The organism is Njordella calcicola (assembly GCF_056494125.1).
The window spans coordinates 292,034-305,225 of the sequence record NZ_CM151396.1; the positions used below are offsets into that span (position 1 = coordinate 292,034).

10 protein-coding genes are annotated in these 13,192 nt (G+C 49.6%); 5 read left to right on the forward strand and 5 right to left on the reverse strand.

All coding sequences use genetic code 11. The annotated features are described in order from the left end of the window. The first annotated feature begins 172 nt into the window (after window positions 1-172). From SH302x_RS01060 to SH302x_RS01075, 4 genes are all read left to right on the forward strand, one after another. On the forward strand, window positions 173-1,015 hold the full coding sequence (locus tag SH302x_RS01060; RefSeq protein WP_479366683.1) for a glycosyltransferase family 2 protein: 843 nt from the start codon (window positions 173-175) through the stop codon (window positions 1,013-1,015). A 456-nt stretch (window positions 1,016-1,471) separates the two neighbouring features. Continuing rightward, window positions 1,472-2,386, forward strand: a complete 915-nt coding sequence (locus SH302x_RS01065) for a hypothetical protein (protein ID WP_479366684.1) — start codon at window positions 1,472-1,474, stop codon at window positions 2,384-2,386. A 136-nt stretch (window positions 2,387-2,522) separates the two neighbouring features. After that, window positions 2,523-4,010: a hypothetical protein gene (locus SH302x_RS01070; RefSeq protein ID WP_479366685.1), complete on the forward strand. Its 1,488-nt coding sequence runs from the start codon at window positions 2,523-2,525 to the stop codon at window positions 4,008-4,010. Window positions 4,011-4,114: 104 nt separating this feature from the next. Beyond that, the gene (locus tag SH302x_RS01075; RefSeq protein ID WP_479366686.1) at window positions 4,115-4,918 is read left to right on the forward strand and encodes a DUF4058 family protein; all 804 of its coding nucleotides are present in this window, start codon (window positions 4,115-4,117) and stop codon (window positions 4,916-4,918) included. A gap of 48 nt (window positions 4,919-4,966) precedes the next feature. Here the strand turns inward: SH302x_RS01075 and SH302x_RS01080 are convergent, their stop codons facing one another. Further along, the gene (locus tag SH302x_RS01080) at window positions 4,967-7,078 is read right to left on the reverse strand and encodes an ATP-dependent DNA helicase (RefSeq protein ID WP_479366687.1); all 2,112 of its coding nucleotides are present in this window, start codon (window positions 7,076-7,078) and stop codon (window positions 4,967-4,969) included. A 133-nt stretch (window positions 7,079-7,211) separates the two neighbouring features. On the opposite strand from SH302x_RS01080, the gene SH302x_RS01085 reads away from it, so the two are divergent. Further along, window positions 7,212-7,796, forward strand: a complete 585-nt coding sequence (locus SH302x_RS01085) for an HAD family hydrolase (RefSeq protein WP_479366688.1) — start codon at window positions 7,212-7,214, stop codon at window positions 7,794-7,796. 387 nt (window positions 7,797-8,183) lie between these two features. On the opposite strand, the gene SH302x_RS01090 is transcribed toward SH302x_RS01085, so the two are convergent. The 4 genes from SH302x_RS01090 to SH302x_RS01105 all read right to left on the reverse strand — a co-directional run bounded on the left by SH302x_RS01090 (window position 8,184) and on the right by SH302x_RS01105 (window position 13,140). Beyond that, complete coding sequence (locus SH302x_RS01090; RefSeq protein WP_479366689.1) at window positions 8,184-9,356, reverse strand: RHS repeat domain-containing protein; 1,173 nt, start codon at window positions 9,354-9,356, stop codon at window positions 8,184-8,186. Window positions 9,357-9,474: 118 nt separating this feature from the next. Then, window positions 9,475-10,386, reverse strand: a complete 912-nt coding sequence (locus tag SH302x_RS01095; RefSeq protein WP_479366690.1) for a hypothetical protein — start codon at window positions 10,384-10,386, stop codon at window positions 9,475-9,477. Window positions 10,387-10,410: 24 nt separating this feature from the next. Continuing rightward, entirely contained in the window at window positions 10,411-12,309 is a 1,899-nt protein-coding gene (locus tag SH302x_RS01100) for an RHS repeat domain-containing protein (RefSeq protein ID WP_479366691.1), read from the reverse strand. A 6-nt stretch (window positions 12,310-12,315) separates the two neighbouring features. After that, a complete protein-coding gene (locus SH302x_RS01105; protein WP_479366692.1) occupies window positions 12,316-13,140 on the reverse strand; it encodes a hypothetical protein in 825 nt (274 codons plus the stop codon). Between the last annotated feature and the right edge of the window lie 52 nt (window positions 13,141-13,192).

The window sequence follows — 13,192 nt, forward strand, 5'->3', positions numbered from 1 at the left end:
CTCTCTTGGATTAGCTTTCGCGAATCGATCCATTAGTTCGTCGATCGTCGAGTCGTTCGGAATCTGAAAAAAACCGGCACGTTGAGTAAGAATTGCTAGAAGTCGCTTGACTCTTCAATTTGTTCCGGAAAGAATCGTGTCGTTGGGCCTGTCTTGTTGGGCAGAGGTAGTTATGGCTGTAGCACTCTCCGAGTCTATTAAGGTTGACGGCCCTTCTTTGGTCGATCCAGTCGGCGTCGATCTTTCCGTCATTGTGCCGTGTTTCAACGAATGCAATACCGTTGAAGTCCTGCTGCGACGTGTGCGCCAAGCATTGCCGCAATCTCAAGTCATCGTGGTTGATGACGGCAGCACGGACGGATCGACCGAGAAGATTGCAAGCTTGGTGGAAGAGCTGAGCTTGTGTTATGTTCGCAGTGAGGCCAACCAAGGCAAGGGTGCTGCCGTGCGACTGGGGTTGTGCAAGGCGGATCGGGATTGGGTTGTAATTCAAGACGCGGATTTGGAGTACGATCCGAATGATCTGCGTCGTATGTTGGCTGTTGCGTGGCGGTGTTTTTTAGGCGGCTTTAGATTTTTCCTGGTTTTGTTTTCTTGTCTAGCAAGCGTCGGTTGTCAGCCATGTTCTGTCAATGTTGTTCAACTGCGCGCGTCTTCTCCGGTAGTTGTCCTGCCGGAGGTAATTGAAGTGCCGCTTGTTGGCGATGAAGTTATTCGGGTGAATGTTTGCCTTTTGAATATGACCGGGACAAAGATCTCCATTTCAGGCTCGCGGTTCCCGTGTGGTTGCATGCAACTCTTAGGCCTACCAGCAGACCTGTCGCCGGGCGAACCGACAATTTTCACGGTTGAAGTTCAATCTGGGGGCATCTTAGAATTGCACGAGGAAAAAGAAGTTCCTGTTGAAATATACACGTCTGTCGGTGAAGTAATTGGCGGCCTAAGGCTGCGTATGCAACGGTTTGATGTTAAGCGGGATGGAGGAGTAGTCCCGGAACCAGATCCTAATGCTTGACTTCTTACTGTATTCGGCCGAATGGTTTTTGCGCGATGCGTTGTTTTAATTTAAGTTGCCGAGGTCCACCTGTTTTCAAATGCCCCGGTCTGTTTTGTGTGTTTTGCTTCTATTAGGAGTTTTATTATGAAATTGTTTTTGGTTACTGGCTTGGCTGGCGTATTCATGTTGTTTGCGGCGGGGCAATTGGGGGCAGGTTGCAAATGCTACTCTGATTGTGCTGGCAGTTGCTATACGACAGATTGGAGTATTTTGACGTGCAAGAAAGAGTGCAGACTCCAAGGTCTCAAACCTTGTAAGTGCCAATAGTTTTGAAGAGCTGGCACGCTTCAGCGTTCACGCGGTAGGCTTGAACGCTGATTGCTGCTTTGTTGTGATTTTGGAAAAGGTGTTACTTCGCTCATGTATGCTTCTGCTGTACTCCGATGCTGTTGCTCGATGTTTGTGCTGTGTGCCATGTTGCTGCCATTATCTGCTACAGAAGTGCCTGCTGAGATCGCCGGTGCATGGGGAGAAGGTCTTCAGTCTCAGCCTAGTGAGTTTCATCACGTCACGTTTCTCCAGCAAACACTCTTCAGCGAACGTCAGCAAAAATACCAGGATTTTGAAGATATTGGCGACACATTTTTTAGTAGAGATCGTATTTTTCAGACGTTCAAGGAAAGGTCCAGCGAGGCAGTAAATGGTACTCTTGTAAATCGTGACGGAGTCTTCCAATTGGAAAAGCCTAACGAATCGAGTAGATGGGTCTTGGTTGATGTGCCAGATCGCGATCCCGCTCAAGCAAAGAGGCAGATTGATTCATGTCTCGCATTCATAAATGGAGACTTTCTCAGGTTGAGCGGTAATGGGACGAGGCTAGATGAGTTGGTGAAGTCAGGGCAAAACACTTTTGATTGGTCGAGGCTAGATGATCCAGCAGTTGATGAGGTCCAAGTTTCGATAGGGTGGTCCGACACGAACTCACCTCCCTTAGATCAGCGACCTTTTAAATCCATCAATGTAAATTTGGACAAGAATTCAAATTATAGAGTGCTCCGATCTGAGGTGGTGTTCGTTCGACCGGGTGAAGAGCGAATTGAAAGATACTCTGCAACATACTTTAATCCAAATGAACCGTTGCGACTCAAGTCGTACCAATCCAAGTTAGAAACAGATTCCGGTAAGCTCATAAGAAATATGAATTTTACGGTTACAAAGTTTGAGGAAATTCCGATTGACGAAGCGATTTTTGATTTGAAGACACACGGCATAGATTTTTCCACGCACGAATCTAAGTCGTCTTCTACCAATCGTTGGTTACTAGCGCTAGTAGCATTGATGGTGGTTATTGCTTTTTGGCGTTACCGTTTCAATGGAAAGACGGTTTAGCCTTGCTTGCGACTCGAATTCGTTTGGACTCTGTAATCAACTGTTTTGGTAAGCGCAGTGCCAGAGTGACTTATTAGGTTCATTGATCTCTATCGGTTCTTGGTTTGCGCTCGCTGTACGGTTTACGGACATTCTCATGAGTTTTCTAACGCGAACCAGAGTCAGCTTCGTAAGCCTAATGTTTCCATTGCTGGGTTACACTGCGTCCATAGTCTTGAACGACCGACTTGAACGGTGTGGATGGCTGCAACCGAATGCGTTAGGACACTTGGGGGGCGAATACAACAACATTGCTCGGCAGATCTTTATCGGTCAGGGCTTCAGTGATCCTTTCGGCGCTGGTTCTGGACCAACTGCTTGGATGCCGCCGGCGTTGCCATATTTGCTTGCTACGGCTTACTGGCTCTTCAACGGCAACCAGACTGCGGTCATCGTGGTAGCCACCGCTCTTCAAGCCATCGCTATGGCCCTGGCGATGTTCTGGCTATTCCAACTTGGCGAGCGATGGAAGGCCTTCTGGTCCGCAGTTTTGATCGGGGCAGGGGGCTTGGCGGCGAACCTCTTCATGCTTTTCCAAATGACGCATGATACGGGCCTCCTGCTCTTGATGAATTGCCTATTGTGGTGGGGGATCACCAAACGGTGGAACGGTCCGGTTAGCTGGAGGAGTACTGTTGCGTGGGGATTGTTTGGAGGATTGTCGGCGCTTTGCAGTCCGGTCTTGGGACTGGTGTGGGCGGTGCTGACGGCGTGGCGGTTTGCAACGACAGATAGAGCTTTTGCTGATCCGAATGCCAAAAGCGACACGAGTCGTTTAACCGCGTGCCCAACGGGCCGCGTCACCGCTGCTGGACGCAAGAAACGCGGGGCGTTGCCCGCGCGGTTAAACGAAGCGCTGCAACATTGGCTGGCGAAACCAACTAATGTTGCTCACGCACGCCCCATGCCTTGCGTAGATACCAATGCAATGGATAGGCGTGGGGGTACGTTGCATCTGGCCTTGGCGGCGGTTGTCTCGATCTTAATCGTGACACCCTGGACGATTCGCAACTACGTGGTCTTGGATCGCTGGGTGCCGATCAAGTCCAATGGCATGTTCGAACTGTGGCTATCACAATGCAGGGATGATGACGGGATTTTGGATCAGTACTCTGCGTTGAGTCCACCGTATCTGGTAGAGTCAGCTAGCGATAATTTCATTGAGCTTGGAGAAATCGCTTTCATCGAAGCTAAAGGAGAGACCGTCAAACAAGCGATCAAAGACAATCCGCTGGACTATCTAAATCGAATCGGTAACCGTTTCATCGCAGCCTTTGTGTACTACAGCCCGTTCAATCGATTGGATGACTTCAATCGCAAGTGGCCAGTGTACTTAAAGCGGTTGGTGTTTCCGTTGCCGCTGATCAGTCTGTATGTCATCTTGCTGCTGGGGCCGCGGCCGCTGCCACCTCAAGTCTCCGCAGCCCTTGCGATTTGGATTCTGACGCTGCTGCCCTATGTGCTGGTGAGTTACTACGAACGCTACGCAACGCCAGTCTTGCTGTGTAAGCTGATCGTGATTCTGTACGCGTGGAGCTTGATTGCGAAGCTTCTTTTTGGGAAGCGAAGGGCACGAGCGGCATGATTTGGACTCTGGGACCAAGCGATGCTATACTGTCGTTACTGTCCTGCTTCGATTCAAGCGAAGCTGGTGACGATCAAACTACGACTTGAACGAGTCAAACCGAGATGTCGAAAAAAAGCCCTTTTCCTGGTATGGATCCATGGTTGGAAGATTACTGGGGCGACCTGCATGCAAGCATGACGGCCTATGCTCGCGATCGCTTGCAACCAGACTTGCCGTCAGGCCTACGAGCTCGAATCGAGGAATATGTCACCATTGAATCGAAAGACGACAGCGGTGATCGTTTCTACTTTGTACCGGACGTCATGATCACCGACGTTTATCAGCCTACTGACGATTCGTTGAAGATGTCTGTATCGACTATGGTTGCGACAGAGTCACTGCGACTGACACGTATAGTGGAACCACCCACGATGCGGCGGATACAGATAGTTGATGCCAAAGCAGGAAACCGGGTGGTCACGTCGATTGAATTCTTAAGCCCAGCAAACAAGATTGGTCGAGGTCTCAATTTTTTTCGCAGGAAGCAGAGAGAGTTTCTGGATGGCGGAGTCAATACGGTAGAAATAGATCTAATTCGGACTGGAAGTTGGGCCATTTCGATAGATATGCAATCGGTCCCGGAAGAGCAACGTGGTCTGTACCGTGCTCTTGTAATCCGTGCGGCGGCTCCGCTGGATTGCGACTACTACCCTATCAGCCTCGTGAAGCCGCTCCCCAACATCAACGTTCCGCTGCGGCCCGACGATACTGATGTAGTGTTGGAACTGCAGCCAATTCTTGATATGGCGTATAACAATGGCGGATACGCAACTGAGATTGACTACTCGCTACCTCCTAAGTCTCCACTTCCAGAAATCATCGCCACCTGGGCGGCAAACTATCTAGAAGATCAGAAGACTAGGTAACGATGCGTTCATCGCCGTATTGCGGTTAAACAACCAAAACAAATGCCGTTACTTTGATACGATGCCTTGGATACTTTTGAACGTCACCGAGCATTTGGGCAGCGACTCCAAAAACATCTTGCCGTAAGGCTTGGTATGAATGCGACTGTCAAGGATTACGACCATCCCCGAATCGGTGGCTGTTCTAATCAATCGACCAAAACCTTGACGCAAACGAATGATCGCTTCAGGGATTTGATAATCGCGAAACGGGTTCCCGCCGCGCTCTTTGATTCGCTCGAGCCTCGCCTCCAATAGTGGGTGGTCCGGCACGGCAAAAGGCAGCTTGGTAATAATCACATTTCGCAAAGCATCCCCTGGGACGTCGACGCCTTGCCAGAAACTATCAGCACCAAACAAAATACCGCGAGGCGACTCTTTAAAAGAATCTAGCAACTGCTGTCGTGGGACGCCGTCGGCTTGGCTGTAAATTGCCAATTGGTTCCGGGTGGCCCAAGGACTGATCGCAGTGGCGGTCTTTTTCAGTAACCCAAATGCAGTGAACAGCGCGAACGAGTGGCCATCATGCAACCCCGCAAAATGTTCAATCAACCTGGGCAGTATGTTTTCAAAGGCCTCTTTGTGCGTGCTGGGATCTGGCGCGTCACGCAAGATCACCAGTTCCACTTGTTTGTCATATCGGAACGGGCTGGAGACCTGCAGTGTCTTGCCATTCTTTAGTCCGATCCGCGACTGGAAAAAAGTAAACGGACTGCCCGATGTATTGCCCGATGTATTGCCAGATGTATTGCCAGATGCGTTGCTCGTTTGCTTGATCGATACCGATTTGTTCTCAGAGGTCGCAATGGTTGCTGAGGTAAGTATAACGGTCGGCCCGTTGGTGAAGAGTAATTTCTTCAACGTCTCGCTGGGATCGATCGGCGCGGATTTCAATAAGATGCGCAGGCCCGCGCGCGTCGTTTGTTGTTCCATCCAGTACACGTCATCGGTCTGCGATTGAGTCAACCACTGGTGCAGCGTGTCGGCTAAAGTTGCCAGTCGATTGGACGCTGACGTCAAATCCTGCTTCACATTAGGTTGTTCATGATTGCTGCCGTAGCGCAACAGTTGTTTGGATAGCTCCATGAGCGGTTCACTCAAACGGTTGGCAACGATGTTCTTGTCAAAGATGCGACCGTTGCCGCCTGGGCGACGATCCATGTAGCCCTTGAGGTCAGCAACTATATCATCGACATGCTCCATGCACTGGAATGATAGCTTCGTTAGTGTGTCTAAACCTAGCGAAATCAACAGGCCCTTGTTGGTGCGAGGGTTGTAGAGTTTATTCAACGCATAATCGATTTGCCCGGTTGAGATCTGTAAGCCGAGGTGTTCGCTGGCCACTGATTCGACAGTGTGGCATTCGTCAAAGATGACGGCATCGTAATTGGGAAGCAAGTTAGCGCCTTGCTGTCGTAGTGCCAGGTCGCTGAAGAATAACGCGTGATTGACGATGATGATCTGCGCGTTTTGAATTCGGCGACGTGCTTTGAAGTAAAAGCATTTGTCGTAAGTCTTACAACTGCGTCCCAGGCAGTTCCCAGAATCGCTGCCGACTTCATCCCAAACCGATACGAGCGGACGAAAGGGCAGGTCGCTGCGCGAGCCATCTCCGGTCGCTTGGGTCCACTTCGATATTTGGGCAAGTTGTTCGTGTTCGTTCTCGGCCGAGAACAAGCCGATCGCTCGCTGCCTGGCCAGAGCCAACCGGCGCAAGGAAACGTAGTTCGATCGGCCTTTGCCCAGCACAGCGGTAAACTCGCGTGGGATCACTGCGTTGAGCAACGGGATGTCTTTGGCGATGAGTTGTTCTTGCAGGTTGATTGTATGCGTGCTGATCACAACACGTCGAATTTGTGGCTCTTCGTCGTCTTTGTCAGATTTCTCCTGCAATTTAGCTTCGCCAGCGGTGACGTGCAAAATGGCGGGGACCAGATACGCGAAACTCTTTCCCGTCCCGGTACCTGCTTCGACGATCAAATGTTGTTTGGTTTGTAAAGCTTTCTCGACCGCGTGAGCCATTTCCATTTGGCCGGTGCGGGCTTCGTAGTTCTTGATCCGCCGCGCGATGCTCCCACCAGATCCGAGGATGGAGTTAAGGCTGATGACGTCGGAATCCATGAGCGTGGCAGCGGGAGGAAATGGCAGCAGCGAAAAAAGTCGCTTGTGCTTTTGGCTGGTTGAGTAAAACTAGTTGCCAAACGCTGGTTTGACGCCAGTACTGTACCCGTTTTTGGCTTCTTTCCCACGTCCAATGCCCAAACTCAACCCAGAAGATTACGCCGGAGTCATCTTTGACTGCGATGGAACCCTGACAGATTCGATGGAAACCCATTATTTGGCTTGGTTTGATACGATGTTGCGGCATGGGATCCAGTTTCACCGCGATCGCTTTTATGCGCTGGGCGGGATGCCGACCAGCAAGATTATCGAGTTGTTGGCATCCGAAGCGAACTTGGTGCTAGATGTGGGCGTGGTTACGCAGCAAAAGGAAGCCGCGTTTCTGGACCGTCTGCCGGCGGTTCAAGCGAATCTGCCGGTGTTTGAAATTGCGGAACGATTGCGGGGGCGGATTCCGATAGCGGTTGCCAGTGGTGGTTATCGTGATTCGATATTGCAGCAGTTGCGGCATCTTCAATGTGAGGCATGGTTTGATGCGATCGTAACGGCCGAGGATACGGAGCGACACAAGCCCCATCCCGACGTGTTCTTGACGGCGGCGGAACGAATGAAGGTTCCTCCGAATCGCTGTTTGGTTTTTGAAGATGCAGATCTTGGTGTGCAAGCTGCTCAAGCAGCCGGCATGGATGTGGTCGACGTCCGCATCGCGTTTGTGTAGAGCTGACGCGATGGCCATTGATGAATCAACTTGATCGGTGAATGGTCGGTGTCCGAAGCTCTCGCGGGTCTGGCAGGTTTTTTCGCTCGTTGGCTAACCTCAAAACTCTCGCTCATGTCGGCAAGCCAACATGGGGCGGCGTTCCGGAATGCCAATGGATTGGTAAAATCCGCTGCGTGGGCCCCTTGCTGGCTCGTCCAGCAGGAGCCAAAGTTTTGTGGTTAGCAGCGCGTTGCTCCATCGCCGCCTCCCCGGTTGGCTTGTCCACCCGGAAGGGAAGTTTCCTTCGATGCCAGGTCCAGTTTACACTTCCGAACACATTCGGCCTTCCTTTCACCTGTGCGCTACACTTGGACCGGATGTCCGACGGAGGGAACGGAATTCCCCTCACAACCCAACGACCTGTTCTTCCAAGAACTCGATAATAGGTGGGTGGGAACTCGATAATAGGTGGGTGGCACCTTTTGTTCTTTTGTTTCTAAGATTCTCATCGCCAGCTTCAAAGCTCAGTGGATCTTCACTGAGCCATTGTCCGAGGGCTGCGTCGTACCAGCGGTAAAGGTTGTGCTGTAAATGCGTGGCGTGATCTAGCTGCTTGCCGGTGAAGCCGTAAATCAGATCTACTGCAGAGTTCGTCTCGCTGATCAAGGCTCCAAAAGCGTTGTACTTGCGATGATTGGCAATGGCTGTGATACCGGTAGATTCATCGAAGTCAGCAATGTCGCGGATCGTGCCTAAATGATCCGACAATGCCCATAAAACGTTGCCGCCACTGCCTAAGCTGGTGACTTGCTCGTCAGAGAGCAACTGGTCTACACGATTGCTCCACAAATATCGATGCGCAAGATCGCTGGCCGCACTACCATCAAACTGCAACACGGCGCTGATGCCCTCATCGTAAACCCAGTACTGGCTGGTCGGCGAACCAGAGCCAGCGCCGTCAGCATCATAGGTTCGCTTCACCAAGCGGTTATAAGCGTCATATTCATAGTCAACTTGTTTGGTGATTGAGCCACCGACGGAATTACGGAATTTGACCGATGTCAATCGATTGCGATGATCCCACTCGTAATCCTGCACGTGACCGTTGGAAGTCTGCGTCTTCCGTGTACGATTGCCTTCATCATCGTAAGCCAATGTAAATCCTGGCATCGCCGTCGTACGATTGTTACTGCTGGTAGTGTAACCGGTCATCGAACGGGAACCATTCGCATTATACGAATAAGTCTCATCGGTCTGCGACGCATGATCGGCTTCTGTCAACTGCCCTTTGGCATCATAAACGAACTCCGAAAGACCCTCGATCGATGAGTCAATGCTGGTGAAGCGTGAAAGGCCGTCGTAAGTGTAATCATACTCAGCAAGAATCGTGGTACCTTGCTTATGCTCCAGGTTGCTCAAGCGATTAATGGTGTCAAAGCTAAACGTTGTAGTTGCCACGGGATTGGAGGTGCCTGTACTTTGGTAACGCTGGATCGAAGTCTGCTGGCCCAGCCCATTATATCCGATCGTGACATGTTTTGCTGTGACAGCGTTACCGCCCGATTGGCTTTGTTGCAAAGTATTGCCCCTCACATTACTTGGACGGCCCCTTTTGTTATCGCACCTTTTGTTATCCTGTCCCCATGCTTCTAAAGCCCCGTATAGATGATCGGGAGCAAAAGCTGATGGTATGCCGCTACTTAAACAAATCTTTTGGCCGCATAAATTTAAAAAAGAAAGGTTGATATTTTGGATAGAGAGTTTGCTTTTCGATCTCCAGCTCAATCCTTGGGATGTCAGACTCTTCAATTTTGTAGTAAAGGTGGCTTTTGACGAACTTGCTGCGTTCAATCGCGAGCTTGATTGAATCTAGTTTGACAGCAAACAAATGAGACATCAACAATATCTGGATCTTAATCTCGTGATGCTCTTTGTTTGTGTCACTGATCTTAAATAAACTTGAAATATCTGTTTCCGTAAATCTTAGATTCAGCAGATAATTCCGGATGATCGCATCTGCCGAAAGATGGGTGGGTTGCTGATCCTTTATTTCGTAGAACGGAATGTTGTGGACGTAATTACCCAGCTTACCATTAGCAGAATAAATCATTATCACACCGGTTTTTGTTAGCGAGGAGGAATAATAGTCGATAGGCTCTGCTCGCGGGAAAGTCGATTCATGAACAGTCAATGGCTCTTTAAGCTGAAAGGAAGCGATCTTATACAAGGGTACCGATTGGCGAATCTTGTTTTTAAGCACAATCCAATCGGAGTTCGAATTATGAAAAAACGGGGCGTTGTCAATCTCTAAATGAACCATGTTAACCCCAATATCAAATTCGTTGAACGATATATATAATTGTTCTTCCAGTCGAATACCAGTGCTCGCTTTTGTATCAAGTTCAAGGGGCCAGCAGAATGCCCATTTAAGTTCTGGAATTGTTTCCACAAACTGTTCTGCAGTGTGTTTCCCTGACAGCCTACTTAGGAATAATGGCTTGCTGTCTTCAACACGATAAATGACTGCATCCCTCGCGGGCTCTTCGGAAAAGCTATTGGAAGTACTGATAGCGATCAGCAATGCAAGGGCATAAGTAATGTTCTTCATCGGAGCTACCTAAATCAACACGGGTTATGGAATGTAGATATCGGGACGACCTGATCTTTGCAGCCAGTGCCTATTGTACTGCTCCCAGAATGTCTTATCGCGTTTGAAATATTCCCGCCAGTATTCGGGTGGCAGTTTATGGTTAAGATAAGAGGCATCAGTAATTGGACTTAAATTGTCTCTGTAATGCCGAAGGGAATCTGGATTACCTCTATATAGCTCACTGTTTGAAAGGCCTCCGCCTTGGGAGTAGGTGACATCGTCCACGGCGCCACCATATCCGTCTACGGCTAAATCTGAAAGAGTGCTTTCAAGGTTAATCGACTCTTGATAGGGAGATATCCATCCGGTTTGTGGGTCGTAAATAAATCCACCACCATACCCGTCTGTATACAAGAGAGTCGCGTGAGATGAGCCCGCGTTTTGATTGTCTTCGGACCGCTCGCCAGAATACTGAGGGGAAGTACCGATCACAATGATATTGTCTGCTATTCCCGGGTGATAATTATGCAGATAGAGAAGCGCTGCATACGCCGTGTCTGCGCAATCAGCGATATTGGGGTCGTAAAAATCGACCTTTTTGCCCTCAGGATTAGGATTTGTGTGCAGCCCTGAGTCCCTCATATATCCTTCCATGTTTTTTTGGGCTTCACGCGCTCGTTCTCTTGCATACTTTTCGGGATCATCCGAATTATCACTTCCTTGCAGCCCAAATAAGTCGAGCTTATGAAGGCTTTGATTACCTACATACCTCCGCAGGTTCTCATCTCCTGCGGCGAAGCTGAGGGGATCTTCACTCAGCCATTGGCCGAGGGCAGAGTCGTACCAGCGGTAAAGGTTGTGCTGTAAATGGGTCACGTCATCTAACTGCTTGCCGGTGAAACCATAGATGAGATCTACTGCAGCGTTCGTCTCGCTGATCAAGGCTCCAAAGGCGTTGTACTTGCGATGGTTGGCAATGGCGGTGATACCGGTCGATTCATCCAAGTCGGCTATGTCGCGGATCGTACCTAAATGATCGGACAACGCCCATAGCACGTTGCCTCCACTGCCAAGACTGGTGACTTGCTCGTCAGCAAGCAACTGGTCTACACGATTGCTCCACAAATATCGATGCGCAAGATCGCTGGCCGCACTACCATCAAACTGCAACACGGCATTGATGCCTTCATCGTAAACCCAGTACTGGCTGGTCGGCGAGCCACCGCCAGCGCCGTCGGCATCATACGTTCGCTTCACCAGTCGATTATTGGCATCGTATTCGTAATCCACTTGTTTGGTGATCGAGCCACCGACCGAGTTACGAAATTTTACCGATGTCAATCGATTGCGATGATCCCATTCGTAATCCTGCACGTGACCGTTGGAAGTCTGCGTCGTCCGCGTGCGATTGCCTTCATCGTCGTACGCAAAAGTAAATCCTGGCATGGCCGTCGTACGATTGTTACTGCTGGTAGTGTAACCGGTCATCGAACGGGAACCATTCGCATTATACGAATAAGTCTCATCGGTCTGCGACGCATGATCGGCTTCTGTCAACTGCCCTTTGGCATCATAAACGAACTCCGAAAGACCTTCGATCGATGAGTCAATGCTGGTGAAGCGTGAAAGGCCGTCATACGTGTAATCGTATTCGGCTAGCACGGTACTACCTTGCTTATGCTCCAAATTGCTTAAGCGACTGATCGTATCAAAGGTAAAGGTCGTAGTTGCCACGGCGTTGGAGGTGCCTGTACTTTGGTAACGCTGGATCGAAGTCTGCTGGGCAAGTCCATTATAGCCGATCGTGACATGTTTTGCCGTCACGGCATTACCGCCCGACTGAGATTGTTGCATAATATCGATCAGCTTTTTACCGCGTTGAAATGGCGGGTTTACTAACTTCGGATTTTTTGCGGATATAAAGTAGGCAAGTTGGCTCATTTGGAATCATTTTGTCAGCGACTTTAGTCGGTGCTTGCACAACTCATAAACTCCAGAGCGATCTAGGATCACGAGTGGACTAACATTTTCCTTCAAATCTAGGGCAGTTGAGCAAATGCCAAGAAAAATATCCTTTTCCTGACCTTCTGAGAGCAAGCTCTTAGCCATGCATACACCTCCGATTTCGAATGGTTCAGGCTTGCTGTCAAACTCCATGTAAAAGATCGGTTTCCGGACGATTAGGCTCGGGATATCCGATTTTTTCTTTAAACCCAGCGTCACTCGTCTCGATTTTTTAAGAATATCACGACTTGGCCCTAGCCTGTAGGAGTGCAACCAAGCCGTATTGTCAACGATAGGTTGTTCTTCCATATCATCCAGTTGAACCGACCTTTTGCGCATTATTTCCCAAAGACGCTGAGCGTCCGCTTGAATTGGGGCCGATGCGAGCAGTTGCAGTATGCACAACCCACCTTCACTATTATCTAGCATGAATTGTAGAGGATTGTCAGCTAAGTTCCTCTCTTGCTCTAATAAATCCCCTAAGCTAGCCCAAAGATAGTTGTCAGTATCTAGTTGCAGTCCGATCCTACTATCAATCGTTATGCCTCTTGTTATGGGCGTGCAAATCAAAAATGTATCTTTGACGACGATTGGCACAAAGCAGCATGTAGTTAGTGGACGTACAGGCCCTCGATGAATAGTGATGATGCCACACGGCAGCGTTTCCTGCGCCGCAGCCCTTAGTCCAAACCCGGAAAGCATGTAGGTTGTCGCAATTAAAGTTAAAGCAAGCACTTTAGTATATATCTGCACTTTAGGGAATCTCATCAATCAAGTCGAGGATTGATCTTGCCACGAAAAAGGCCCTTCGGGAAATTGG